The organism is Pseudanabaena sp. Chao 1811 (genome assembly GCF_027942295.1).
Taxonomy (GTDB): Bacteria; Cyanobacteriota; Cyanobacteriia; order Pseudanabaenales; family Pseudanabaenaceae; genus Pseudanabaena.
On sequence record NZ_CP101416.1, the window covers coordinates 2,917,471 to 2,942,439 of the forward strand.

The 24,969-nt window shown below is 43.2% G+C and carries 24 protein-coding genes; 9 read left to right on the forward strand and 15 right to left on the reverse strand.

Going from position 1 to position 24,969, the window contains the following annotated elements; genetic code table 11:
- Positions 1 to 149 precede the first annotated feature (149 nt).
- Complete coding sequence (locus NMG48_RS13385; protein WP_271252020.1) at positions 150 to 1,784, forward strand: alpha-D-glucose phosphate-specific phosphoglucomutase; 1,635 nt, start codon at positions 150 to 152, stop codon at positions 1,782 to 1,784.
- A 31-nt stretch (positions 1,785 to 1,815) separates the two neighbouring features.
- On the opposite strand, the gene NMG48_RS13390 is transcribed toward NMG48_RS13385, so the two are convergent.
- Together NMG48_RS13390 and NMG48_RS13395 are read right to left on the reverse strand one after the other, a co-directional pair.
- A complete protein-coding gene (locus NMG48_RS13390; RefSeq protein WP_271252021.1) occupies positions 1,816 to 2,676 on the reverse strand; it encodes a tetratricopeptide repeat protein in 861 nt (286 codons plus the stop codon).
- 85 nt (positions 2,677 to 2,761) lie between these two features.
- Positions 2,762 to 4,726 (reverse strand): amino acid transporter, encoded by a 1,965-nt coding sequence (locus tag NMG48_RS13395; protein ID WP_271252022.1) that lies wholly within the window; start codon positions 4,724 to 4,726, stop codon positions 2,762 to 2,764.
- A 508-nt stretch (positions 4,727 to 5,234) separates the two neighbouring features.
- Here NMG48_RS13395 and NMG48_RS13400 point away from each other — a divergent pair.
- On the forward strand, positions 5,235 to 6,572 hold the full coding sequence (locus tag NMG48_RS13400; protein WP_271252023.1) for an FHA domain-containing protein: 1,338 nt from the start codon (positions 5,235 to 5,237) through the stop codon (positions 6,570 to 6,572).
- Between the two features lie 6 nt (positions 6,573 to 6,578).
- On the opposite strand, the gene NMG48_RS13405 is transcribed toward NMG48_RS13400, so the two are convergent.
- From NMG48_RS13405 to NMG48_RS13430, 6 genes are all read right to left on the reverse strand, one after another.
- Positions 6,579 to 6,812, reverse strand: a complete 234-nt coding sequence (locus NMG48_RS13405) for a DUF167 domain-containing protein (RefSeq protein ID WP_271252024.1) — start codon at positions 6,810 to 6,812, stop codon at positions 6,579 to 6,581.
- A gap of 330 nt (positions 6,813 to 7,142) precedes the next feature.
- Positions 7,143 to 9,053: a ribonuclease J gene (locus NMG48_RS13410; RefSeq protein WP_271252025.1), complete on the reverse strand. Its 1,911-nt coding sequence runs from the start codon at positions 9,051 to 9,053 to the stop codon at positions 7,143 to 7,145.
- Between the two features lie 206 nt (positions 9,054 to 9,259).
- Positions 9,260 to 10,153, reverse strand: coding sequence for a 4-hydroxy-tetrahydrodipicolinate synthase (gene dapA, locus NMG48_RS13415; RefSeq protein ID WP_271252026.1), 894 nt, complete (start codon positions 10,151 to 10,153; stop codon positions 9,260 to 9,262).
- A gap of 47 nt (positions 10,154 to 10,200) precedes the next feature.
- Positions 10,201 to 11,217 (reverse strand): aspartate-semialdehyde dehydrogenase, encoded by a 1,017-nt coding sequence (locus NMG48_RS13420; RefSeq protein WP_271252027.1) that lies wholly within the window; start codon positions 11,215 to 11,217, stop codon positions 10,201 to 10,203.
- 264 nt (positions 11,218 to 11,481) lie between these two features.
- Positions 11,482 to 11,754 (reverse strand): DUF3143 domain-containing protein, encoded by a 273-nt coding sequence (locus NMG48_RS13425; protein WP_271252028.1) that lies wholly within the window; start codon positions 11,752 to 11,754, stop codon positions 11,482 to 11,484.
- 38 nt (positions 11,755 to 11,792) lie between these two features.
- On the reverse strand, positions 11,793 to 12,338 hold the full coding sequence (locus NMG48_RS13430; RefSeq protein ID WP_271252029.1) for a J domain-containing protein: 546 nt from the start codon (positions 12,336 to 12,338) through the stop codon (positions 11,793 to 11,795).
- A 167-nt stretch (positions 12,339 to 12,505) separates the two neighbouring features.
- On the opposite strand from NMG48_RS13430, the gene NMG48_RS13435 reads away from it, so the two are divergent.
- Entirely contained in the window at positions 12,506 to 13,411 is a 906-nt protein-coding gene (locus NMG48_RS13435; RefSeq protein ID WP_271252030.1) for a phosphatidate cytidylyltransferase, read from the forward strand.
- 73 nt (positions 13,412 to 13,484) lie between these two features.
- Here NMG48_RS13435 and NMG48_RS13440 read toward each other — a convergent pair whose 3' ends face one another.
- The gene (locus tag NMG48_RS13440; protein ID WP_271252031.1) at positions 13,485 to 15,992 is read right to left on the reverse strand and encodes a VIT domain-containing protein; all 2,508 of its coding nucleotides are present in this window, start codon (positions 15,990 to 15,992) and stop codon (positions 13,485 to 13,487) included.
- Between the two features lie 230 nt (positions 15,993 to 16,222).
- The gene (locus NMG48_RS13445) at positions 16,223 to 16,777 is read right to left on the reverse strand and encodes a TetR/AcrR family transcriptional regulator (protein ID WP_271252032.1); all 555 of its coding nucleotides are present in this window, start codon (positions 16,775 to 16,777) and stop codon (positions 16,223 to 16,225) included.
- Positions 16,778 to 16,795: 18 nt separating this feature from the next.
- Between NMG48_RS13445 and NMG48_RS13450 the strand changes: the two genes are divergently transcribed.
- The 3 genes from NMG48_RS13450 to NMG48_RS13460 are packed head-to-tail and all read left to right on the forward strand — an operon-like array spanning position 16,796 to position 18,129.
- Complete coding sequence (locus NMG48_RS13450) at positions 16,796 to 16,939, forward strand: hypothetical protein (protein WP_271252033.1); 144 nt, start codon at positions 16,796 to 16,798, stop codon at positions 16,937 to 16,939.
- Positions 16,932 to 17,534, forward strand: a complete 603-nt coding sequence (locus NMG48_RS13455) for a glutathione S-transferase family protein (protein WP_271252034.1) — start codon at positions 16,932 to 16,934, stop codon at positions 17,532 to 17,534. Before NMG48_RS13450 ends, NMG48_RS13455 begins: the two co-directional genes overlap by 8 nt.
- Before the next feature lie 4 nt (positions 17,535 to 17,538).
- On the forward strand, positions 17,539 to 18,129 hold the full coding sequence (locus NMG48_RS13460; RefSeq protein ID WP_271252035.1) for a pyridoxamine 5'-phosphate oxidase family protein: 591 nt from the start codon (positions 17,539 to 17,541) through the stop codon (positions 18,127 to 18,129).
- A gap of 74 nt (positions 18,130 to 18,203) precedes the next feature.
- Here NMG48_RS13460 and NMG48_RS13465 read toward each other — a convergent pair whose 3' ends face one another.
- Positions 18,204 to 19,001, reverse strand: a complete 798-nt coding sequence (locus NMG48_RS13465; protein ID WP_271252036.1) for a TrmH family RNA methyltransferase — start codon at positions 18,999 to 19,001, stop codon at positions 18,204 to 18,206.
- A gap of 130 nt (positions 19,002 to 19,131) precedes the next feature.
- Between NMG48_RS13465 and NMG48_RS13470 the strand changes: the two genes are divergently transcribed.
- Together NMG48_RS13470 and NMG48_RS13475 are read left to right on the forward strand one after the other, a co-directional pair.
- On the forward strand, positions 19,132 to 19,527 hold the full coding sequence (locus tag NMG48_RS13470) for a DUF4189 domain-containing protein (RefSeq protein ID WP_271252037.1): 396 nt from the start codon (positions 19,132 to 19,134) through the stop codon (positions 19,525 to 19,527).
- A gap of 86 nt (positions 19,528 to 19,613) precedes the next feature.
- The gene (locus tag NMG48_RS13475) at positions 19,614 to 20,438 is read left to right on the forward strand and encodes a prepilin peptidase (RefSeq protein ID WP_271252038.1); all 825 of its coding nucleotides are present in this window, start codon (positions 19,614 to 19,616) and stop codon (positions 20,436 to 20,438) included.
- A 174-nt stretch (positions 20,439 to 20,612) separates the two neighbouring features.
- Here the strand turns inward: NMG48_RS13475 and NMG48_RS13480 are convergent, their stop codons facing one another.
- From NMG48_RS13480 to rpsJ, 4 genes are all read right to left on the reverse strand, one after another.
- Positions 20,613 to 21,494 carry a M23 family metallopeptidase gene (locus NMG48_RS13480; RefSeq protein ID WP_271252039.1) on the reverse strand — a complete coding sequence of 294 codons (882 nt, stop codon included), beginning with the start codon at positions 21,492 to 21,494 and terminating at the stop codon, positions 20,613 to 20,615.
- A 57-nt stretch (positions 21,495 to 21,551) separates the two neighbouring features.
- The gene (locus tag NMG48_RS13485; protein WP_271252040.1) at positions 21,552 to 22,574 is read right to left on the reverse strand and encodes an MBL fold metallo-hydrolase; all 1,023 of its coding nucleotides are present in this window, start codon (positions 22,572 to 22,574) and stop codon (positions 21,552 to 21,554) included.
- 207 nt (positions 22,575 to 22,781) lie between these two features.
- Positions 22,782 to 23,804, reverse strand: a complete 1,023-nt coding sequence (locus NMG48_RS13490) for an MBL fold metallo-hydrolase (RefSeq protein ID WP_271252041.1) — start codon at positions 23,802 to 23,804, stop codon at positions 22,782 to 22,784.
- A gap of 348 nt (positions 23,805 to 24,152) precedes the next feature.
- Positions 24,153 to 24,467 (reverse strand): 30S ribosomal protein S10, encoded by a 315-nt coding sequence (gene rpsJ / locus NMG48_RS13495; protein ID WP_009625825.1) that lies wholly within the window; start codon positions 24,465 to 24,467, stop codon positions 24,153 to 24,155.
- Positions 24,468 to 24,730: 263 nt separating this feature from the next.
- Between rpsJ and ndhL the strand changes: the two genes are divergently transcribed.
- On the forward strand, positions 24,731 to 24,961 hold the full coding sequence (gene ndhL, locus NMG48_RS13500) for an NAD(P)H-quinone oxidoreductase subunit L (protein ID WP_169365856.1): 231 nt from the start codon (positions 24,731 to 24,733) through the stop codon (positions 24,959 to 24,961).
- The last annotated feature ends 8 nt before the right edge of the window (positions 24,962 to 24,969 follow it).

Consider the following 24,969-nt stretch of genomic DNA (forward strand, 5'->3'; position numbering starts at 1 on the left):
GCCCCTTGCCTATTTAACAAGCTTTTTAAGCGTTGCTTGTCTTTTAATTTGTTTGTGCCTAGCTAACCAATGCCTCTTAAAATTAAAGCAAGCCTAAAAGTATGGGCATTTTTGCGTTTGTTTTAGAGCATAGTTAACTTGCAAGTTTAATGAGCATAAAAGTCGTTTCCACTTCCCCATTTGCCGACCAGAAGCCCGGTACTTCTGGACTTAGAAAAAAAGTTACCGTTTTCCAAACGCCTAACTATCTCGAAAATTTCGTTCAATCCATATTTGATAGCCTTGAAGGATTTGCAGGACAAACCCTCGTCGTTGGTGGTGATGGACGCTACTACAACCGTCATGCCATCCAAGTAATCCTCAAAATGGCAGCCGCCAATGGTTTCGGCAAAATTTTGGTTGGACGTGGTGGCATTTTATCCACACCTGCTGCCTCCTGTGTAATTCGTAAGTACAACGCCTTCGGTGGGATTATCCTCTCCGCAAGCCATAACCCCGCAGGCAAAGATGGCGACTTCGGCATCAAGTACAACACAGGCAATGGGGGGCCCGCACCCGAAAAAATCACCGATGCCATCTATGACATCACCAAGAGCATTAGTGAATATAAAATCCTTGAAGCTAGCGACCTCGATCTCGATCGCATAGGTGAGTCCAAACTCGGTGATACGGTTGTGGAAGTGATCGATTCCGTTGCTGATTATGCGGAATTGATGGAATCGCTCTTTGATTTCGATCGCATTAAATTATTAATTGCCTCCCCAGATTTCAGCCTCCGCTTCGATGGAATGCACGCGGTAACTGGCCCCTATGCTCAAGAAATTCTGGTTAACCGTTTAGGCGCACCTGCCAGTGCTTTGCAAAATTGCGTACCGCTTGAAGACTTTGGCGATGGACATCCAGACCCTAACTTAGTCTATGCCCATGACCTCGTCGAAGTGCTTTATGGCGATAATGCTCCCGACTTTGGCGCGGCTTCCGATGGCGATGGCGATCGCAATATGATCCTTGGTCGTAAATTCTTTGTCACCCCTAGCGACAGTTTAGCGATTCTCGCCGCCAATGCTCACCATGTCCCCGCTTACAAGGGTGGACTTGCAGGTATTGCCCGTTCTATGCCCACTAGCCAAGCCCCTGATCGCGTCGCAGCCAGACTTGGGATCGAGAGCTATGAAACTCCGACGGGTTGGAAATTCTTCGGTAACTTGCTCGATGCAGGTAAAGCGACCCTTTGTGGTGAAGAAAGCTTTGGGACTGGCTCTAATCACGTTCGTGAAAAGGATGGACTCTGGGCAGTATTATTCTGGCTAAATGTTCTGGCGGCACGTCAGCAATCGGTCGAGGCGATCGTCAAGGAACATTGGCAACTTTATGGACGTAATTTCTACTCCCGCCATGACTATGAAGGTGTAGATAGCGATCGCGCCAATACCCTAGTCAATAATCTTCGCAATAAATTTGCTGAGCTAAAGGGTCATAAATTTGGCAATTACGAAGTTGCCTTTGCTGATGATTTTAGCTATACCGATCCTGTCGATGGCAGTGTCAGCAATAACCAAGGTATCAGAATTGGCTTTACCGATGATTCGCGGATCGTTTTCCGTTTGTCGGGTACTGGCACTCAAGGCGCAACCCTCCGTCTCTATGTCGAGAGCTATGAGCCAAATATTGCCAAGCATTCCCTCGATACACAAGAAGCTCTCAAAGAGTTAATCGAAATTGCCGATCAAGTCGCTCAGATTAAAGTCTTAACAGGACGCGATCAGCCTACGGTAATTACATAAATAAAAAAAGCGGCGCATCGCGCCGCTTTTTTTAAGGTTTTTTAGTTTCGGGGGCAGTGCTAGGTGATTGAGCAGGCGATGTAAAGGGTTGTTTTTGAGGAGATAGAGAAGCCAGACGCTTTACTTCATCCTTGAACTCGGCAGGAGCTAACTCTAAACCTTTATCAAAGAGTTTCTTAGCCTCATCTTCTTTGCCTTGAACTTGTTTTAACTGCGCCTTACCAACGTAGGGACGGAAATCCTTGGCATTTTCTTTAATCATTTGATCGTAGGTAGCGATCGAATCGTCAAGGCGATTTTGTTGGCGATAGACTTCACCGAGAATCCAACGTACTGAACCTGTATCTACAGTATTTGCTTGGATTTTATTGGCAGTTTCCGCAGTCTTGAGAGTATCTTGAAGTAGCCCGATCGCGGCTTCAGGACGCTTATCATTTAGCTCAAGCCCAACTACACTTTGCAATGCAGGAATATACCCTGGTTTTGTTGTTAAAATTTTGCGATATTCCGCTGCCGCATTTTTCGGATCTTTGAGTTCGAGGTAAGTTTTTGCTAGGGTCATCCGATATTCAGGCGTATCTGGAAAAGAATCGGCAAGAGTTTGTAAGGGTTCGATAGTTTCCTTAGTTTTACCTAATTGGTTGCGAAGATTGACTAAGCCAATTAGTGCAGTTTGATTTTTAGGATCGCTTTTGAGTACAGCCTCAAAACCCTCAATTTGGATTTTAATCCTTTCCTGTTCTGAGGTGTTTTGATTGGAATTAGCAGCTTGCTGCGTAGGTGGAGCAAAAAGACCACCAATCAGTGGTGCGATCGATACGCCCAAAAATGAGAGCGTAATTACGATTAAGACACCATTAATAATCCATTGCCTTGCTGTACGTTGAGTCACGATATTTACCCTAAATCCAGATACATCATAATAGCAGTTGGCAATAAATAGTTAGAGTCATAACCAAAGGGTATGCCTCTAGATACTAACCACCGACATGAATACCAGGGCGGCGTTTCGGATCTTTTTCGGCAGTGCGTAACACCTCGCGGGTCACGATCGCAATATCACCCTCACCAAACAGAATAAATCGCATCAAGTATTGAAGTGGATTACCTTCAGCCCAACCAAAATAGGCATGGGGAAGTTTTTGGGTACGTTCGCGAATCTCAAATAAAATTGCCGCGATCGTATTGGGTACAGCCGCACCACGCGATCGCAAAATTCGATGTTCGCCTACCTGATGCCCTTGGATGTAAATCGTTCCCGCAAATTCAGAGGGATCGGAAACTTTGATCTCTAAGAAAATCAAAGGATCGTCAATGGGCAAATGATGTTCTTGGCGCGTATCCTGTTCTTTTTGGCGATATTCCTGTTCATCACCACGATTAGGACGGTGGGCAATAATCCGCACTGTATGGTCGGTAGTAGTCTCAATAAAACTCTGAGCGAGTTCATCCATTTCTATATGATCTGCCCGTAACTCTGTTGAGCGCCACACCCGGGATACTAATGAGGTCACAACAATAACTCCAATGAAAATTGCCGCAATTTTGATCCCATCTGGTCTTTCAACAATATTTGCGATCGTTGTATAGATAAATACAAAGGTAATGATCCCAAACAGTATGACTTCAGTACGTTTACGCTGTTTATGGGATGCCAAGGTTACGGCAAATGCAGCAGAACTCATTAGCACCAACACACCTGTTGCATAGGCTCCCCCTTGAGCTTCCACATTTGCCTGAAAAATCAAGGTGACTATAAAGGCGATCGCGGTATAAACCAAAACCAAGGGACGTACTACTAATGTCCAGTTGGGAGCCATCCCATAGCGAGGTAAGTAACGCGGCACGATATTCAGTAGCCCTGCCATTGCCGAGGCTCCCGCAAACCACAGAATGGAGATGGTACTAAGATCGTAAATAGTCCCCAAGATATCGCCGAAAAACTGGTGAGTTAAAAAAGCAAGGGCGCGACCATTAGCTTTACCACCCGCCTCAAATTCTGCCGCAGGGATCAAAAGGGTCGTAACGACGCTACTAGTGAACAGAAAAAAGCTCATAATCCAAGCAGCACTGGTTAGCAACTTATGGGTATTTTTAATTCGTCCTTTAGGCTTTTCTTCTGTATCTTCACTATATCCATTTACTAGTGGCATTACAGCTACGCCTGTCTCAAATCCTGATAGTCCTAAGGCAAGCTTGGGAAATACCAACACCGAAATACCTAATAGCATTAATGGATTTTGATTATTCGCAAAGATAGCCTTCTGCCAATTGGCGATCGCTTCGGGATGGATGAATATTTCATGCAAGCCTACGAACACAGTAATCAAGTTCAGCAACAAATATACAGCTACCAAAATGACAGCAATGCCGATCGCTTCACGAAACCCCTTCAGAAAAATTGCACCTAGTAAAGCAATTAGTACTAACGTAATTGGCACTACTTGCCCATGAAAAAATGCGGGGACTAGGGGATTTTCCACAATATGGGCGGTTGCATCGGCGGCTGACAAAGTAATGGTAATAATAAAGTCCGTCGCCACAAATCCTAACAAGCAAAGAACCAACAGCTTGCCCTGCCACCATGTCAGCAAATGCTCCAACATTGCGAGGGAGCCTTCCCCATGAGGACTAATTGCCGCCACTTTACGGTAAATCGGTAATGCGCCAAACAGAGTTAGTAACAGCAGGATCAATGTCGCGATCGGCGACAAAGCACCTGCGGCAAGGGCGGCAATCCCCGGTTGATAGCCAAGGGTTGAGAAATAGTCCACACCTGTTAAGCACATCACCTGCCACCAGCTATGCTTATCGCTGTGTTTATGGGAATTCTCATTATTTTTGTCAGGATGATCTTTGGCAGAATGACTGCCTGCTAAGAGCCAATTTTTTAAGTTTTGAAGTAACTCAGATTTATTAGAAGATGGGACAGGCGAAGCCATAGAGCAACTTTTCGATAACACTTCTTCAGTCTACGGCATCCTTATGATCAAGTTCGATGTTGCAGAAGTTCTGAAGCAGCAAAAACTCTCATTAAAATCCACCAAGCTACTCCCCCAAAATTATCAATAATTGCTGATGACAACAATCACGTTTTTATGGATACTTTTGAAAAGTTAATGCTGTTATTTCGTAATAGTTGATTTCACTCTTTGCAAGCGCCTATCCTAAACGCTCTAACCTTGATCTTAGTGATTGATGACCAAATGTTTAGCTAGACTCTCCGTTAATTTTCCCTCATTATAGAGTTTTGTAAATGAGTATGCACTAATTTACAAAACAAAAAACAATCACAGTAAATGTTTTGAGTGTTAATTTTGCTGTAGACAAAATGAAAATCGCTATATACTCTACGTTTGTTGATTGCTGTCAGTGATTTCCACCAAAGTATGATTTCATCACAAGTTCCTGTGAATTGCCAATAAACATCTCATTGTCTAAGAAACCTTCATGCTAAAACTTAGGATTTTCAATACCAAGATTCCTCAAGAGCTAGAATCTGTTCACATATCACCTGAAACTAGTAAGAAGAATGATTTTCTAATTGGTCGTGCACCATATTGTGATGTACCTCTCAGTAATCCCACTGTTAGCCGAGAACATTGCAAAATCTCGTTTTTAGATGATCAATATTACTTCACTGATTTAGGCAGTACTAATGGCTCCCAAATCAACAATATTTCCCGTGAAGCTTTGAAAGCTGTTCGTCTTGCAGTGAACGATACAATTCAATTAGGTGACTTTACACTCTTAGTTGAAGAAATTACGGTTTATTCTCAGTTAGACAATTTATTTGAAGAAGAAGAAGAACCTACCGAGCCATCAATTGCTCATTTATATCCTTCTGTTACTACAGAGATGTCATCTGGCGATCGCTCTTCTGATCGCGCCGTAGATATTGTGGCTTCTATTGTTGAAGCTTCTGTAAATTCTAGTCAATATATGCCACTTGCTGTCCTCTCTCCCCATGAAATTCCTCGTTGGACAAAGGGAAATCTTACTTTGAAATGTGTCAATATCATTGCTGAAACCGCCGATGTCAAGACCTTTAGCTTTGTGACGACACCTCCCCATTTATTTACCTACAAAGCAGGACAGTTCATTACTCTAGAGACAGCAATTGATGGCGTAGAAGTATCGCGTTCCTATTCTATTTCCTCAACTCCATCACGCCCCCATTCTCTCGAAATTACCGTTAAACAAGTTCCTTCGCTAAATCCTGAAGATTTTACAATCTTTGAGGATTTGATGTCTAATTGGCTGCATAACAATTTTAATGTGGGTTCGCAAATTCGTGCTAGTGGAGCATTTGGGGATTTCACTTGTTTTGATTATCCTTCTCAAAAGTTACTATTTCTATCGGCTGGTAGTGGCATTACGCCAATGATGTCCATGTCCCGATGGATTTACGATACTCATTCCGATTGTGATGTAGTATTTTTCCATTGTGCACGCAGTCCACAGGATATTATCTATAAACAAGAATTAGAACTAATGGCAGCGCGATCGCCTAAGTTTCATTTAGCCATCACGGTCACTCGTCCCACAGTTCAACAACCGTGGATAGGGCTACGTGGTCGATTGACCACTGCGATGTTGGAAATGATTGCTCCTGATTGGCGCGATCGCACTGTATTTGTACATGGTCCTGAAGGCTTTATGCAAAGCACAAAATCCTTGCTAGAAGGGATGGGCTTCCCAATGCAGCAATATCATGAAGAAGACTTTGATGAGACGGAAAATCCATCAAATTCATCTCAATCTAAAGATGAACTATTAGCAACCTAATCATCTTTAGTCTTTGGTATTGCCCTCGATATTAACCACTTTATTCCGCCCAGATAAACCAACTTGAATGGTAATATTCGATTTCGGTACACCAAACTTTTTAGCCAAAAGATCCACTAGTTCTTTGTTTGCCTTACCATCAACGGGTGGTGATTTTAAATGTACTGTCAAACTTCCATCTTCCTCTTCGATAATAGCCTGCTTTTTGGAATTAGGCTTAACTTTGATTGACTTTTTCATGTTCTTAACCAGTTATAGATATAGCCAGTAATTTTATGACAAAAACAAAACCCAAGAGAATTGCGGCGCAAAGCGCCGCAATTCTCTTGGGTTTTGCTCTGAATTGAACCAATAAATTACAAGTACTTACTCCATTAAACTAACATCAGTTCGAGTTAAGCTGGCAAATTTTAAAAGTCGAAAAGTAAAAGCATTGCGTAGCAATGCTTTTACTTTTCGACTTTGAGAGAAGGCTTGCGTAGCAAGCTCTCTCTCAAAGTCTGTTTCAAATTATCTCGAACTCGCGTTAAACTAGAAAACTGTATAGCGAGCGACATCTAGCAAGATAATCTAAACGGTTGCAGCAGTGCGCCTACGTCTACCAGTACTTGCCGTTGCTGCACCTGTAGCTGTTGTGGTTGTAGCCGCCGCCGCAGTAGCCGCCGCACCATTGCCATTACTACTTGCCGCATTGTCTTTGGCAATTACTTTCACTGCACCTGATTTCAGGGTGACACCTAACGCATTAGGCTTAGCAGCAGGTGCTGGGGCTGACTGTGTAGAATTTGGTGGTGTTTGTAATAGGAACACGATCATGGGTTTGCTTTGGATTTGTTGACGCAAAACACGGGTAAGATCACGCTCAAGTTGACCACGCAGACCAACCCAATCAACTTCTAACTCACCCACATTGCGAGCAAAGTTACCCCAAGAATTCGCTAAGGAATTATCGATCGCCTTAGAAACTGCGGCAATAATCTGTGAATGTTCCATCGGTAGGACAACACCACTGAGTTGAATATCAGGTGTGGTGGAGAGCTTACCATCTAGACCAACGGATACCGCGATTGTGAAAATACCATCACCCGCAATCTGTTGGCGATCGCGCAAGACATCACCTTTAACCATGCCATCACGAGAAGAGTCAACTAGTTCCACACCAGAAGGAACCTTGTCTACAATCTTCATATAGTCTTGGCAAACTTCGACTACATCACCATTTTCCGCAATGACGATATTTTCAGCAGGAATACCCATATTTTCTGCCATCTTGGCGTGCTGCTTCAGCATTCTCAATTCACCGTGAGCAGGGAAGAAGAACTTAGGACGGACAAGGGCAAGCATCATCTTATGTTCTTCTTGAGAACCATGCCCTGAAACGTGAATACCTTTATCCTTACCGTAGATTACATCTGCACCCAAAGCAATCAAACGGTCAATAGTACGAACTACAGGAATTGTATTTCCGGGAATAGGATTAGCGGAGAAGATGATCGTGTCGCCTTTACGGACTTCTAGTTGCTTGTGGCTGGAATTGGACATGCGAGTTAGTGCCGACATTGGCTCACCTTGAGAACCCGTAGTCAAAATCAGAATTTGATCATCACGATAATGACGCAAGTTTTGCAGAGGTTGGAAGAGGTCATCGCGACACTTGATGTAACCGAGGTTACGTGCATGGGCAATCACATTCAGCATGGAACGTCCAACCACACCAACGACACGACCCTGCTTATCAGCAATATCCAAAATCATGTTTACCCGATGGACGGAAGACGCGAAGGTGGTGATAATCACGCGCCCCTTTGCCATCATGATATATTTCTCAAGATTGGGATATACGGCTCTCTCCGAAGGAGTAATTCCAGGAAGTTCGGCATTGGTCGAATCGCTAATTAAGGCAAGTACACCCTTTTCTCCATGTTCAGCTAATCGATGGAGGTCAAAAAATTCGCCATCAACGGGGGTATGGTCAATTTTGAAGTCACCCGAATGGATGACTACACCCGCAGGAGTATTAATAGCGATCGAGAAACTGTCAGCGATCGAGTGGGTATTGCGAATGAATTCCACAAAGAAGCTACTACCGACGCGAACTACGTCACGGGGCATGACTCGACGCAGTTCAGTACGATTTAATACGCCTGCTTCGCGAAGTTTGTCTTCGAGCAATGCCATTGCTAAACGAGGACCATAAATTACAGGAATTTCAAACTGTTTTAAATGGAAGGAAATTGCACCAATATGATCTTCATGACCGTGGGTGACAATCATACCTTTGATTTTATGTTTGTTATCACGTAAATAAGTCATATCGGGCAATACAACGTTTACCCCAGGCATCATATTGTCGGGGAAGGACAAGCCACCATCAAGCAGCATGATTTCATCGTTATATTCAAATACCCAAGTATTTTTGCCGATTTCATGGAGTCCACCAAGGGCAATAATTTTGAGAGCGGGAGCGTTAGATGTAGGCATAGGTTATCTCTTTGAGGTAAAAAGTAAAAGGAATAAAAGAAAAAATTGAATGTTTGAATTAGTTCAATTTATTTGGAGTTGTGGAAAAATCTGTGGTTATCAATACTTTAGATAGAATGACTAAAAAGGTGTAATCCCCCCACAAGCTCATTCCGATCAGAAGTAGTAAAATTTTATGTCTCTAGATTTGAAACTCTCAGTCAATACTAGTTAAGAAGTCCTAGTTTCTTTAGTACAACTTCAAGCTTTGCTTCGAGTTCAGCGCTACCAGACACTAGAGGCGATCGCACTACACCTGTATCTAATCCCACTAAGCGTAAGGCTGACTTTAGAGGAATAGGATTACTGGTTAAGAATAAAGCCTTAAATAGAGGGAAGAGATGAAGGTGAATTTGCAAAGCTTCTTGGGTGTTGCCTGCGGCAAAGGATTGCATCATTTTTTGGAGCTGATTACCCACTAGATGCGAAGCAACACTAACAACTCCCTTTGCACCCACTGCCATTAAGGGCAATGTCAGAGAGTCATCCCCTGAATAGATCTCAAACTCGGCGGGTGTGAGGGCGCGAATTTGACTAGCTTGATCTAAATCACCTGTCGCTTCTTTGATGCCGATAATACTTGGTATTTCCGCTAATCTAGCAACGGTTTCAGGCTCTAGTTTACAACCTGTTCGTCCAGGCACATTATAGAGAAGGATCGGTAGCTCTGGAGCAGCTTCAGCGATCGCTCGAAAATGTTGGTACAGTCCCTCCTGTGGAGGCTTGTTGTAATACGGTGTTACTTGCAGTGTACCATCTAATCCGAGATGTGCAGCTTTTTGGGTCGCAGATATAGCCTCGGAAGTAGAATTTGATCCTGTACCAGCCATAATTTTGGCTTTGCCAGCGATCGCTTGTTGGATTACCGTAAATAATTGATATTCTTCATCCCAACTTAGGGTAGGTGATTCGCCTGTCGTACCACATACGACAATCGTATCAGTGCCTGTCTCCACAAGATGATGGGCGAGTTTTTCGGCTTGGGCATAATCGACATTCCCTTCTTTATCAAAGGGAGTAATCATTGCTGTTAGTAAACGTCCGAAATCGATTTCACTCATAGATACTCATAAATAGAAGCTTTCTGAAAGCAAACATGGCTTTCAAATTAGAGAAGAGACTTAGCAATCAGTAATTCAGCGATCTGGACTGCATTCAACGCTGCACCTTTACGGATTTGATCGCCGCATAACCACAATTCCAGTGCGTTAGGATGAGATATGTCTTGGCGAATTCTACCCACAAGTACATCATCTTTACCACTTGCCTCAATGGGCATGGGGAAATAATTTTTGTTGAAATCTTCAACTAATTGGACTCCAGGGGCTGAGGCAAGAATTTCTCTAGCTTTATTAGTACTGAAGGGTTGCTTAAACTCTAGGTTAATCGCTTCAGAATGTGCTCGCAATACGGGAACCCGTACACAGGTTGCCGTGATCCGAATATCATGGTCACCAAAAATCTTGCGAGTTTCATTGACCATTTTCATCTCTTCCTCGCAATAGGAATTATCCGTCATTGGCGAATTATGGGGAAACAAATTAAAGGCGAGAGGATAGGGCAAAACTTCGGCTACAGCAGGTTCACCATTGAGGATTGCTTGTGACTGCAATTTCACCTCTTCCATTGCTCTTGCCCCTGCGCCACTCGCTGACTGGTAAGTAGCCGCCACAATGCGTTGGATGGGTTGTACTTGATGCAGAGGATAAATAGCAACACTTAACAAAATCGTGGTGCAGTTAGGATTAGCAATTATCCCTTTATGCTCAGCAGCAGCTTCAGGATTAACTTCTGGCACAATCAGAGGAACATTGGGATCCATCCGAAATGCGCTGGAGTTATCAATGGATACTGCCCCTGCTTTAGTGGCGATCGGTAGCCACTTTTTGGAGATGCTACCCCCTGCTGAAGCCAGCACGATATCCACACCATTAAAGGATGATTCGGTGACAGCTTCAAGGTTTAATTCTTCACCAGCAAACTTAATCGACTTACCCGCCGATCGCTCTGAGGCAAGGAGTTTTAACTTGCCCAAAGGAAAATTTCTTTCTTCTAGCAAAGCCAGAAGTTCTGTACCGACTGCGCCTGTTGCTCCAAGAATGGCAACGTTATATTTCCTACTCAATGAACCTCCAAAATAAAAACATCAAATATAGGGTGGGAAACTTGTACTGAGCCAATAAGTGCCGTTAAACAATGACTTATGTGTAGCTTTGTCATTAATCGACGACAAATGGCAATTAGTAATTGTGTTCAGCTATTTAAATTAGCTGTAGTTTAGTTAATCTCTTAGTTTGGTAACTATCTGAATAACTATAGCTCTGTCTGGCTTAACCACATATTAACAAACTTTATTCACAAACTTTGTCAATCTTGCTAATTTTTTGATTTATGGACCAGTAAAAATCGCATCTTCAACATCTTGGCGACTAAGGGAATAAGGGAAAGCGCGTTGAATTTCTTTGCCCCCATAGCCATCTTGAATATAGCGTACCCTAATATCTTCAACGTCCATGATGATTTCAGCTTGCCACGACGATCGCGTTACGCGCCAGACATTGGGATTGGACTGATCCTGATAACAACCTTGCTCATCTAACCATGCTTCGAGTGCTGGCAAAGGGTGATTGTAAAGCGGGGTAGTTGGTGATGGGAGCGCCATAGGTGACGATTTACGATTATGGGAATTATTTATGGTGGTTAACGAAAAACAATTGATAAAGGCGTGATCGCTTCTGGTAAAAGGCGATCGCCACGCAGCCAAGCAACTAAGATCGCTAAAACTAAACAGGCAACTAGCGTAGCACCAATTAACAAGAGTGAAAATAGTTCTCCCCCAGATAAGGGGCGTTCTGTAGGCAGTCCATCATCATCAATTGTCTGAAGATTGCTTGGTGCTTGATTTTGCGATTTTATACCATTGTTTGAATTTGTATATTGAAACCGCGAAAATTGGATTAGGCGATCATAGGCACTACGGCGATCGGCATTACTAAGAGTTGCGTAGGCTTCATTAATTTTTCGGAAATTCTCGATCGCCACCTCTTTAGATAACTGGGTCGTGTCAGGATGATAGAGCTTACTGAGATCTCGATAGGCTCGGCGAATTTCAATTTCACTCGCCCAAGGACTGACACCTAATAAGGCATAGTAGGTTTTGTCTACCTTGGCAGCAAATTGAGGATTATTTGGCAATTCGTTACTGCCATTTGCGGTTTTGTTAGATGGTGGCTTAGAGTTAGACATGGACTTCCCAAATTTGCATAACGATTTTGTTGCTGGCTCATTTGATGGGAGTATGCTGAAAGTGCAAATTATGAATGAATATGAAATCTTATCTCCTAATCTTAAGTATCATATTGCCTAACTTTGTGTAAATTGCCCCTGTCCACTTTTTTATTTGTGCCATTTCCATGCCTTCTTGGACTCGCATTATTAGTGCTTTATTAGTCGTTCCACTTGCGTTAGGCGCGATCGCGCTAGGTGGTTGGGCGTTCACAGCCGCTTTTGCGCTGTTAGTGGTTTTGGGTCAGATGGAATATTTCGCACTAGTAAGAGCTAAAGAGATTGTTCCTGCTAGCAAAATTACGATTTTTGTCAGCTTAGTTTTGCTGATCGCATCGCAATTACAGGCTGGGCTAGCGGATGCAATGATCCCGATCGCAGGCACATTTATTTGCTTTTATCTCCTCTTTCAGTCCCGCATTGCCACTATCGCTGACATTGCCGCCTCGATTTTAGGTTTATTTTATGTTGGTTACTTACCTAGCTTCTGGATTCGGATCAGAGGAATTGGTGATGGTGCAATATTTCAAGTGAGCGATCGCCTACAGCAGTTTGATATTTTTAATTATTTACGAAATATCGAGTTTTTAAGCTGGTTGCGAATTACGTTTCCTGTCACTAATGGCAGTGTTTATGTCCTGATGGGCTTTTGTTGTATTTGGGCTTCAGATGTTGGTGCTTATATCTTTGGCAAGATCTGGGGACGGACTCGCCTCTCTGATATCAGTCCGAAGAAAACCGTCGAAGGGGCGATCGCAGGTTTATTGTGCTGCTGTGCCACTGCGATTATTTGGGCGTTTAGTGTAGGCTGGCACAACTGGTTACTATCTGGCTTGATTTTGGGACTACTAATTGGAACCGCAGGCTTGTTGGGTGATTTAACTGAATCAATGATGAAACGTGATGCTGGTGTCAAGGATTCTGGACAAATTATGCCTGGACATGGTGGCATTTTGGATCGTGCTGATAGCTATATGTTCACTGCGCCTTTGGTGTATTACTTCTTTACTTTAATTTTGCCAATCGTTAGCTAGAGATGAAAGAGGCTTGCAACGCAAGCCTCTTTAACCAAAACTCAGAATGGCGGCGCTTCGCGCCGCCATTCTTTTAGCTATTTACTTTGAGGGTGAGACGCATTGTGCCTTGAGCCGATGATGGTAGGACGACATTCTGTAGCGATCGCTTGAGCAATTCCACAAGATTTTTATCCTTTAAGGTGGAAGCGACATCATCAAGAATGAATCTGGTCAGTCTACCATTTTGGATTGGCATCTCTAGGACAACAACTCCATTAAAACCAGCAGGAACTCGGAGCGATCGCAATTGTTGCTCGATTACCTGTTGTGCAGATGCCGCATCTAGACCAGTTAAGCCTGTAATGCTCACTACTTGAATCTGAGAACTAGCCTTTGCTGCTACTTTTGCATCAACATTGGCATTTGTATTAGGTCTCAGTCTAGTTTGCAATATATCCTTACCTGTAAAAGGTTCTAATTCTGCTGAGGTTGCATTTCCCTGTAATCGTCCAGAACTTCTCAATGATGGTGTTAAAGATAAAGGTGCGGGAGCATTTGCGGGTGTGGAAGGTTTTGGTGCGCCACCAAAAATGCCATCATAATTGACACCTTCAGGAATTAAGACAGGTACTTGAACTGTCACTTTTCCCCCTTCAGGATTTACGCGCACTTCCTCGCTGACGGCAACAAAGGCAGTGTATTGAGATAATAAGCGATAGTTAAGGGCAGTTTGCGTAACTGCATCTACAAGAGATTTCACTTCACCGCCAAACATCTGATTCATTAGATCCTTAATGCGGGCGCGTCCCCAAAGTTGGGCAATGCCGAGATTGCTATTCTCTCCGCCAAAATTGACATCAAGGGTTTGCTCGTAGCGTTCACCACCTGCGGCGATACCTGTGATTTTTAATTTTCCATTGGCGCGATCGCCTTTTTTGCCAAAGAGAACTAGGGGTTGCTCAGCGAATAAATCGGGAGCATTGCTAGGATAGATTTCTGGGGCTGAGCCTTCACCTTCCCATTTGACTTGGATATTCGTGAGAACGGGATTGTTAATTTGACGGAAGAACTTTTCAGCGACTTCTTGCGTGGGTTCATCTTGACGCACGACTCTCGATGTACCGCGTCCCATTTCGGCAATTCGTTCTAGCAAATAGCGATTAACGGAACTACCTACCCCAAAGCTATAGAGGCGATTTCCAGGTTTGAGATTTTTCTGCACTGCTGCAATTACTTCATTATCATTGCCAATATAGCCATCGGTAATCAGAACAACGCTACGAATCCGTCCATCATTAGCAGATGGAAAATTAGTAACCGCATTAATCCCATTCATTAACTCTGTGCCACCATTGGCATCAATTTGATTGATATAGTTCAGAGCCTTTTGACGATTGGCGGACGTATTGGGCAAGGGATAGCTAGAAAGCTGGCGGGTGGTACTAGAGAAATCAATAATCGTAAATGTATCGTTAGGATTCAAGCCATTGATAAAGCGAGTCATTAATTCCCGTGATTTGATAATTGGATCGCCCGATTGCGAACCTGATGTATCCATCAAGAAAACGACATCCTTTGGCACAATTTGATCAGTACGATAGGCGATCGCAGGAATCAGGTAAGTAGCAAAGTGTGCGCCTTGGTCAGTAGTCGTGGTGAGAACCGTGGGAGCTGTGCGATCGCCACTAACTTTGTAGCGTACGATCAAATCCTTATTGGGAATATTGTCGCCATTAGCAAGTTTCAATTCCACCGTTTCGCCATTATTTTTCACATCAAGACGATGGGAAGTGGAATAGAGATTGCGAATAGGAACTCCTGCATCAATTTGTAAACTAACGCTAATATCATTGCCCGATCTCATTTCAGGACGGAGTACAGGCGGCGTAATTCTTGAGGCATCGGGAACTTGATTAGTATTGCCCTTAGGATCGATCGCTTGTCCGGGAATATAGCGAGGACCCACGACCATCGGGAACACAAATTCATAATCTCCCTTCTCAAATTTCAGGCTTTCTGTATAGCGAATTGTTACCTTGATTTGTTCCCCTGGTTTAATATTCGCTAGGGATTGCGTGAAAATATTATCGCGTTCCTGTTCTAGCAAGCCTGCAGTACGTCCCTCTTGACGGGCGCGTTCATAGATTTCTTTGGCTTCCTCACGCTTTTTGATATCTCCCTTAATTACGCGATCACCGATCTTGATTTCCATGTCATCGACGGCAGCTTGATCGGGCAAGGGAAATACATAGATGGCTTCTAGGGGTTTATCATAGGGGTTTTGGAAGGTTTGGGTAACTTCCACTCGCGAAATGTTTCCTGAGATTTTGCCTTTGACATCGGTATTAGTAAGGGTAAAGGGTTGCTGTTGGCGATCGCGTGTTTGTACATATAGCCCCCCCACAGGACGCTCTTTAAGGTTTTGCGTAGGTACTGAGCGATCGCTGACTGGTTCCATAATTCCTGAAGTAATCATAGAGGTAGGAGTACTTAGAGGTTTGTTGAGAGAATTTGACTGTGCTAGGGTGCGATGAGCAATCACTCCCGCAAGGGCGATCGCAACGGGAATAGCAATATAAATAGGCTTAATCGATTTCATGACAATGCGCTCCTCAGTACCTACTGCATCCTTAAACTAGGCAGTTGGCAAGCTGTTAATATTTCCTGATACTGAGTTTCCCAGCATTTACAAGGCTTGATTAATCAGTTGCATTTTTTGTAACAACAAAATTTCAACTGACTTATCAAGAAATGGCTACGCTATTTCTTGATAAGAAGAGGATGGCGGCGCGAAGCGCCGCCATCCTCTTCTTGGGTTTTGATTTTGTCCTACTCTAAACCTTGGCAAAGTTGATGGGGCAAGCGTTCCATTACTCTTTTAAATGGTGCAGTGTCCTTAAGTCCGTGAGACAAAATTAAGGCTCCTTGCAGGGAAATCATCGCATCTTCAGCCCTTTCCCTAGCCATTTTTTGATCTACCCCCCCATCAATTAATACTTCGGAGATCGCATCAATCCACAGACAAAAAGCCCACTTAATTTGTTCGTGAAAAAGATCATCACTGGACTGCTGCATTACCAAAACAGACCAAAGGCAAGAGCTTTGTCCCTCATTAAAAAAGTTGCTAATTGCGGCAAACATATCTTGAAATTTAGCGATCGGGGGATCTTCGCGCTTCAAAATTTCCAAAATTCTTGTCTCTAGCAGATTATTCACATAATTAAGGGCTGTCTCCGCCATTTCCGCTTTACCTCTAGGGAAATGGTGATAGAGGCTAGCTTTCCCTAAGCCCGTTTCTTGGGAAATTTTGGAAAGAGTTACTCCCTCATAACCAAACTGCCGAAACAGTTTTAGAAGAATTGGGACATAGGTTTGTTTGGACATAGGTTTATCTGAGTGGTAGTGCTTTGCGTTACCACTCTTAACTTTGAATTTGTGGCAATTGCGGCAATTTATTTACCTATTGACAATTATACCGAACGAACAGTACAGTATTGGTATACCGAACGAACGGTACAAAATACTCAAGGCAAAATCAATGATTAAACTCTATGGTCACGAAGTGTCTGGTAATAGCTACAAAGTACGTTTATTGTTGTCATTACTCAAGCTGGATTACGAATGGATCAGAGTTGATCTAATGAAAGGCGAACATAAAACGCCAGAATATTTGGCAAAAAACCCTTTTGGTCAAGTGCCTTTATTGATTGATGACGAAACTACAATTGCTGATGCACAGGCGATCTTGGTTTATTTAGCGAGAAAGTATGGCGGCGAACAATGGCTACCCACTGAGGCTTTGCCGATGGCGCAGGTGATTCGCTGGTTGTCTACGGCTGCGGGAGAAGTACGTCAGGGATTAGAGAATGCGCGTCTCTTCTATCTATTTGGCGCAGGAACGAAGATCAATATCGATCGCGCTACAGAGAAATCACATTTCATTCTCAAGCAACTGGATCAGCATTTGAGTACTAGAAATTGGCTAGAGGGCGATCGCCCTACAATTGCCGATATCGCCATCTATCCCTATATTTCCCTTGCCCATGATGGCAAAATTGAAATGGATGCTTATACCCATGTTTTGAATTGGATTGAGCGAGTTAAACAGCTTTCTGGTTATGTCCCAATGGCAGGAGTGTAAACCAATGCCTCGACAATTTGGCATGATCGCCTTCACCCCTGCCGTGAAAGCCATGCAAGAAAAAATGGGTTCCCGTGAGAACTATGATCGCTTTGTGGCAAATGGAGCCGACAATAACACCGTTACTCCCGACGTTGCTCAATTTATTGCTAGTATGGAAGGCTTTTATATCGGCACTGTTACTTCCAATGGCTATCCATATATTCAGTTTCGTGGCGGCAAAGCAGGATTTCTAAAGGTTCTGGATGAGAAGACTTTGGGATTTGCTGATTATCGCGGCAATGTGCAATATATATCTGTTGGTAATCTTTCGGAAAACGATAAAGCATTTCTGTTTTTGATGGATTATCGGAATCGCCGCCGCCTGAAAATCCTCGGTCGAGCAAGGATTATTGAAGATGATCCTGCAATCCTTGCTCAAGTGCAAGATCTCGACTATGCCGCCAAGGTAGAACGAGCGATCGTCTTTACCATCGAAGGCTATGATTGGAACTGTCCGCAACATATTCCCGTGCGCTATTCACAAGCGGAAGTGGAAGCTATGCAGGCTAGAATTAATGAGCTAGAGAACCTTTTGGCGGAGGCTAGACAATAGACTAGGAGCCTATCGTGTTGATAAAATCATAGCGATGTGAGTGTCGTCAGGTTTTTCAGAGTCTCTAAATAGTTTTACCCTTGGGAGACGGCACGTTGTCGTTTTGCTTCATAGAGGAGTAATGCCGCGCAAATAGCCACATTCAAGGACTCAACCCGATCGCTTTGAGGAATTGATACAGACTCATCGGCGATTTCAATTAATTCCTGTGATAAACCATTGCCCTCATTTCCCAGCAAAATTAGAGTTGGTTGGTTGAAATCGTAATCCCAATAGGTTTTCTTGGCATTGGCTAATGTGGCGATCGCTTTAACCCCTTGGGCTTGTAGTTTCCGAATATCATCGGCAATATTTGTTGATGTCTGCATGGGACAGCGAAACCATTGTCCTGCGGTGGCGCGAATAATTTTGGGATTAGTTAAATCAACACTATCACTGCTCACTAACATGCCATCAATTCCCACTGCGACGGCTGAGCGAATTATTGCTCCGATATTCCCCGGATCTTGGATAGTTTCTAGGGCTAAACCTAAGGTACTAATTTGGGCAACTTCACGAGATGGCAATAAAGCGGCAGCGATCGCCCCATCAGGATTTTTCGTAGTAGCGATCGCTTGAAGCACATCTTCAGAAACGATCTCTAATCTTTCAATTTCATCTACAGATACTTTAATGTGATTATATAAATCAGGATTAGCTGTAATCCATTTTTCAGTACAACAGACAATCGATAGTGGATAAGCTGTAGCGATCGCTTCTGTTAGTGCATGAGTTCCTTCTACTAAAAATAATCCTTGTTCTTTGCGATCTTTAGCGCTCTCACCTAGCGCTCGCAGTTGTTTGACTAATGGATTTCTAGTGCTTGTGAGCAATTTTTAACTCCTATTGATCAATTCGATCAAAATGACTTGATTAAGACTTTGCAAACTAAATTACTCTAGCTTTAATTTGCATATTAAAATGGGTATTATAAGGTTTCATTGATGTCAACGGAAGGACATTATGTCTAAAAACTTTTGGAATTCTTTAGCGATCGCGGCTGCCATTGTGATTCCTACAATGGCTGTAGGGGGATTAGAAGCCACAGCTCAAAGCTATGGCGCAATCGCCCGTTCTCCCTCAACTCAAGACAAAGGATATTCTTGGAATTATCGTTCTCGTAGCGCTGCGGAAAACCGAGCGATAAGTGAATGTGAAAGCATATCTGGAGCAGGTGACTGTGAAGTTTTAATCTGGGCTAGAAATGCTTGTATGTCACTATCTGAAAGTAGTAATGGGGCAGCAGGAAGTGGTTGGTCAACCGATGAAAGGCAAGCCGAAAGAACTGCTCGCAGAGTTTGTCGTGACTACGGTGGTACAAATTGTTATATAACGCGCACAATTTGTTTGCCATACTAGAAAACAAATTCCAAAAGTATAATTGCTACATTTAAGGTTTAGTAATTGTACTTTTGGAAAGGATTTACTAGCCTTCTCCTAACTCTTTGCTATTCATCGAATCTCTTTTTTTACAACTTTTGGCGATCGCGATCGGAGCTTGCATTGGCAGTTTCTTGAACGTGGTGATTTATCGCGTGCCTGCGGGGTTATCAATTCTGCATCCACCCTCACGTTGTCCCCATTGTCTGCGCCAACTTGCACCACGCGATAATATTCCGATTATTGGTTGGTTTTTAATCAGAGGTAAATGTCGTTATTGCCATACACCAGTATCTTGGCGCTATCCTGCGATCGAGGCTTTCACAGCGTTCTTGTTCTGGTGTGTGGCATCATATTTTGGAACTTCACAACCACCTTTGATTTTAGGGTTCTATGCTTTGTTTCTCAGTTGGTTATTGGCGTTGTCAATGATCGACTTTGATACGATGACTTTACCAAATTCCTTAACTCAATCAGGGCTGTTACTAGGTTTGGTCTATCAAGGCAGTTTAGCGTTTGCCAATAGCGATCACACTAGTTTTGCAGCACATTTACTATTAGGAATTGGTGGTGCTGTGCTTGGCATTTGGCTACTCGACATAATGCGAATCGCTGGCAGGATTTTCTTGCAAAAGGAAGCAATGGGTGGCGGCGACCCAAAACTTGCAGCCATGATTGGTATGTGGTTGGGATGGCAACAGGTTTTGCTCACAATTTTACTTGCCTCAGCGATCGGTACTTGTGTGGGAGCGATCGCTTTACTATTTAGCAAAGTTGGCAAACAACAGCCTATTCCCTTTGGTCCTTTTTTAGCGATCGGCGGCGCAATTTCCCTGTTTTTTGGCAAATCGATTCTGACTACCTATCTAGGCTGGTTTGGACTTGCTTAACGTCAGTGCCGATTAATCTGGCAAATTTTAAAATCCCAAAAGTAAAAGCCTTGCGTAGTAAGGCTTTTACTTTTGGGATTTGAGAGATGGTTTGCGTAGCAAACCATCTCTCAAATCCCGTTTTAAGTGATCCCGAGCTCAATTTGCTTAAACAAACGCACGAAGTGAGTTTGTTTATTCGACACCTTCGTATCGCCAAGCTACAGGATTGATCGACTCACCATTCACATAAAGTCCCCAGTGCAAATGGGGGCCAGTTGCCGCACCTGTTGCTCCAACTGCACCAATGGGCTGTCCTGCCTTCACAAAATCTCCTTCTTTGACATAAATTTCGCTGAGATGGATAAATATACTCTCTACGCCTTGCCCGTGATCGACACCAACAGTATTGCCATGCAAACGAAAACCCTGTGACACTGTTCCTACTAAGCGCACATATCCAGCCGCAGGAGCAATCACAGGTGAGCCATAGCCCCCCGCATAGTCAATGCCACGATGGTAATAGTCATTAGCAAATTCGCCATTGTAATAGCGACGTACCCCAAAGCCTGTAGTAATCTCGCCTTCATTGGGTTTCAAAAATGCCCCATTCCAGAACTTTTGAGGTGTCACTAGTTTCTTAAATGCCGATACCTTGTCCCATTCGTAATCCGTTGGCTCTAAATCACTACCAGAACCACTCAGCCAAATACTCTGCGTCGGAAAGTCACGATCGCCTAATTGCATCGCTAAAGTTTGCTGCAAGCCATCGCCTGTGACCACCACCTGCTTTAGTCCCGCTTGATCAAGGGGAGTTGTGGGAATAAACGCCCGCCAGCGATTGGCTGACATTTGAAAAGCAGGAAACTGCTTGCGATCGACCAATACCGTTGGTGGCACGCCTGTTTTTTGATCGGTGGCAATCCATACCGATACCGTATCCCCAAGTACAGGTGGATTTGGCTTCAGCATTACTTGCAAAGCATCTGCCTTGGATACACCAAATATCACCGCCGCGATCGCTGAAAGTAAGCTCAAACCAATGAGTAAAGTCAATTTAAAAGGACGAATAATCATAACAACAGGGAATAAAGGAATGTAAGTAAGGAGCGTGACACCTGATTTGCTTCAGATTTAGGGAATCAAGGGAATATTTTGGCTCCGCGTAAATTGTTCATAGGCTGAGACTAAGGTTAGGCTATATAAGCTTTGAAATTTGTAGTCTTTGTAAGCATCGGGCACTTTGGCAAATTTCTCTAGGACTTGCTCCTTAGTCAAATTTTGTGCTTTCCATTGAAATGCTAAATTTTCTAACCAACTAAAGTAAGTTTGCTGATCTTTCACCGCAGTCACATCGGTAACTTCTCCTTCTCCGGGCACCACTTTCGCATTGGGAAAATTCGTAATTAAGCGAGCTAAGCTACCTTGCCACTTACGAATATCACTATCACCAGTGTAGGGAATTCGCTTATGAAAAACCATATCCCCAGTAAATAAAACCTTTGCATCAGGTACATAAACGACCAAATCAGTGCCAGCCGCATGACCATCTACAGGCTCAATTTTGACTTGGCGATCGCCTAACCAAAGATCGAGGGTGACTTGACTATTAAGGACTAAATTAGGAGGTGTAAAGCCCTTTGTTCCATCTTTACCCATGTAAATATATTCACGAATCGCCCCACGTCCAATCACAGGAATACCCAAATTGATAAAAGTGGCATTGCCTCCAGTTCGCGCAAAATGATAATGCGTATTTAAGACATACTTAATGGGTTTATCTGTGAGTGATTTCACCGTTGTGATCATCAATTCCGCCAATTGAGGTGAATGAAAGGGATCGATGACCAAAACACTATCACTACCAATGACAATCCCCCCATTACAAATTGCCACTGTTGGTATTACGGGTGGGATATCAGCACTAGCAACTAGGGCATAAACTCCTTGCCCCACCTTTTGTAATTTTAAGCCAGCATCTTGTAAGCCAATTTTTTTAACCACTGGCAATGGTTTATTTTTCGGTGTTGGCTTTGGTGTTTGCGTAGGTGCTGCTTTAGGTACTTGTTTTTGCGTTTGAGGTTGAGATGTGGCAGGAAGCACACCATCGCCCATCGACACCATGATGGCAGCGATCGCTGTTAAGTAGCTGGGCATAGTTAAAACCCAGAACCAAAAACTGTGGCGCACGCGCAGCGTGCGCCACAGTTTTTGGGGTTTTATATTTAATTGCGTCCAGTTACTTAGTACTAAAGCTATATAGCTTGGTTTTTTGAAATTTTTTAGCATAATGCTTTCTTAGAACTAGATCATGAAGCTCTACAAAACAATAAAGAGCGTCTTTTAGGAACGCTCTTTATTAGTTTAAGGAATTAAGGGAATAGTTCTGCTACGAGTAAATTGCTCATAGGCGGACTCTAAATTTAGAGGATAGATACCTTTAAATTTGTAGTCTTTGTAAGCATCAGGTACTTTCGCGAATTTCTCCAATACTTGCTCCTTTGTTAAAATCTGAGCTTTCCATTCCAAAGCTGTGCGCTCTAACCAACTGAAATAAGCCTGCTGAGCTTGTAAACCAGTTACATCAGTGACATCACCATGTCCGGGGACAACCTTCGCTTCAGGGAAAGTGGCAATCAAGCGATACAAGCTGCCTTGCCATTGACGAATATCGCTATCGCCAGTGTAGGGAATTCGCTTATTGAAAACCATATCGCCTGTAAATAGGACTTTGGCATCGGGAACATAGGCAACCAGATCCGTACCCGCCGAATGTCCATCGACACGTTCAATGCGGACTTGGCGATCGCCTAACCAAATATCAGTCTGGCTATTAACAATCACCGTTGGTGGGGTAATGCCATTAGTATTATTTTTTCCGCTCTGGATATATTCACGAATTACACCACGTCCAATCACAGGAATATTTTGCTTTACAAAGGCAACGTTACCGCCTGTATGGTCAAAGTGATAATGGGTATTCAAAACATACTTGATTGGCTTATCTGTCAAGGATTTTACTGTCGCAATCAATAGTTCAGCTAAATCTGAGGTTTGAAATGGGTCAATCACCAATACACTCTCGCTACCGATAACAATCCCACCATTGGCGATCGCGACCGCAGGACTCGCAGGTGGGAAATCAGTACTAGCAATCAGTGCATATACACCTTGAGCAACCTCTTGTAACTGTAAACCAGCATTTTGCAAACTAATAGTTTGAAGTGGTGCTTCCGCAGGTTTTTGGGCTTGCTTTTGAACTTGATTTTGTGACTGATTTTGAGCTACCACAGGCTCCCAACTTTGCCCAATTGTCATTGACATGATGGCAGCGATCGCCGCAAGGGCAAAGGCAAGAAGGTGTTTAAGCTTTAGCTTTTTCAGCATTTTTATTCCGTATATATTTCACTAATATTTACTAATAACCAGAAAACCAGAAACTTCCTGCTTAAGTATAGGAAAACGGCTCTTTTCCCATTACAAATAAAACCATATTTGTGACGAAATATAAGTTCTGCAAATGACAGGGATTTACTTTAATCCCAAATCTTAAAGTAGTAATACCAAAACTAAAAATGGCGTAGCCATTTTTAGTTTTGGTATTACTTGGTAAGCAATAAAATAAGGGAGGTGCTACACCTCCCTTATTTTATTGCTTTGATGAGAAAAACCCAGAGTTATGAAAGCAATACTTGAATACTTCCATAATTCTGGGCTTTTCTTGAAGGTTGAACTTTAGAGTTTTACTTCGATATCGACACCAGCAGCAAGATCGAGCTTCATGAGAGCATCGATGGTTTTTGCGGAAGGTTGATAAATGTCGATAATCCGACTATGGGTACGAGTTTCAAAATGTTCGCGAGAGTCCTTATCTACGTGGGGCGATCTGAGAACGCAGTAGATGCGACGGCGTGTTGGCAGAGGAATAGGGCCAACGGCAGCCGCGTTTGTACGATTAGCAGTTTCGACGATTTTTTCGCAGGAAGAATCTAGCAGGCGATGATCGAAAGCTTTGAGACGAATCCGAATCTTTTGTTGTTGAGGTGCCACAGTCTTAGGGATGTATTCGGGTAAAATTTTCAGCGTTTCTTATGTTAGCACCCTAACAAACTAAAATCAAACACAAATTTTGCTAGATTCTATGCAACCTAAAAATCTGGTAGTCCGATTTTCTGTGTTAGGGATGGGCGGCTGCCCATCCCTAACACAGAAAATCGAGATGGAACTTTGGTCATGTTGATTTTTTGAGTTGCGCGATTACTATACTGTTACAATCTATTAACAGATACACCTACACAATCCTGTATAGAAATATGTCGTTTCTTCTCTCTGCCCCAATGCTTGCCGCAATTGTGTATGCCGCGATCGCAGGTACATATTTACTTGTTTTACCTCTGATCATTTTGTTTTATTTCAAGGCACGTTGGTACAAAACAGGCTCTCTTGAAAGAGTATTCATTTGTTTTTTAGCCTTTTTCTTCTTCCCCGGTTTATTAGTACTCTCACCCTTCTTTAACTTCCGCCCCGAAGCACGCACTATTTAAAGCACTAG

Coding starts and splice junctions, on each gene's coding strand:
- NMG48_RS13385 (WP_271252020.1), top strand. CDS start 150: ATGAGCATAAAAGTCGTTTCCACTTCCCCATTTGCCGACCAGAAGCCC.
- NMG48_RS13395 (WP_271252022.1), bottom strand. CDS start 4,726: ATGGCTTCGCCTGTCCCATCTTCTAATAAATCTGAGTTACTTCAAAAC.
- NMG48_RS13400 (WP_271252023.1), top strand. CDS start 5,235: ATGCTAAAACTTAGGATTTTCAATACCAAGATTCCTCAAGAGCTAGAA.
- NMG48_RS13405 (WP_271252024.1), bottom strand. CDS start 6,812: ATGAAAAAGTCAATCAAAGTTAAGCCTAATTCCAAAAAGCAGGCTATT.
- NMG48_RS13410 (WP_271252025.1), bottom strand. CDS start 9,053: ATGCCTACATCTAACGCTCCCGCTCTCAAAATTATTGCCCTTGGTGGA.
- dapA (WP_271252026.1), bottom strand. CDS start 10,153: ATGAGTGAAATCGATTTCGGACGTTTACTAACAGCAATGATTACTCCC.
- NMG48_RS13425 (WP_271252028.1), bottom strand. CDS start 11,754: ATGGCGCTCCCATCACCAACTACCCCGCTTTACAATCACCCTTTGCCA.
- NMG48_RS13430 (WP_271252029.1), bottom strand. CDS start 12,338: ATGTCTAACTCTAAGCCACCATCTAACAAAACCGCAAATGGCAGTAAC.
- NMG48_RS13435 (WP_271252030.1), top strand. CDS start 12,506: ATGCCTTCTTGGACTCGCATTATTAGTGCTTTATTAGTCGTTCCACTT.
- NMG48_RS13440 (WP_271252031.1), bottom strand. CDS start 15,992: ATGAAATCGATTAAGCCTATTTATATTGCTATTCCCGTTGCGATCGCC.
- NMG48_RS13445 (WP_271252032.1), bottom strand. CDS start 16,777: ATGTCCAAACAAACCTATGTCCCAATTCTTCTAAAACTGTTTCGGCAG.
- NMG48_RS13455 (WP_271252034.1), top strand. CDS start 16,932: ATGATTAAACTCTATGGTCACGAAGTGTCTGGTAATAGCTACAAAGTA.
- NMG48_RS13460 (WP_271252035.1), top strand. CDS start 17,539: ATGCCTCGACAATTTGGCATGATCGCCTTCACCCCTGCCGTGAAAGCC.
- NMG48_RS13470 (WP_271252037.1), top strand. CDS start 19,132: ATGTCTAAAAACTTTTGGAATTCTTTAGCGATCGCGGCTGCCATTGTG.
- NMG48_RS13480 (WP_271252039.1), bottom strand. CDS start 21,494: ATGATTATTCGTCCTTTTAAATTGACTTTACTCATTGGTTTGAGCTTA.
- NMG48_RS13485 (WP_271252040.1), bottom strand. CDS start 22,574: ATGCCCAGCTACTTAACAGCGATCGCTGCCATCATGGTGTCGATGGGC.
- NMG48_RS13490 (WP_271252041.1), bottom strand. CDS start 23,804: ATGCTGAAAAAGCTAAAGCTTAAACACCTTCTTGCCTTTGCCCTTGCG.
- ndhL (WP_169365856.1), top strand. CDS start 24,731: ATGTCGTTTCTTCTCTCTGCCCCAATGCTTGCCGCAATTGTGTATGCC.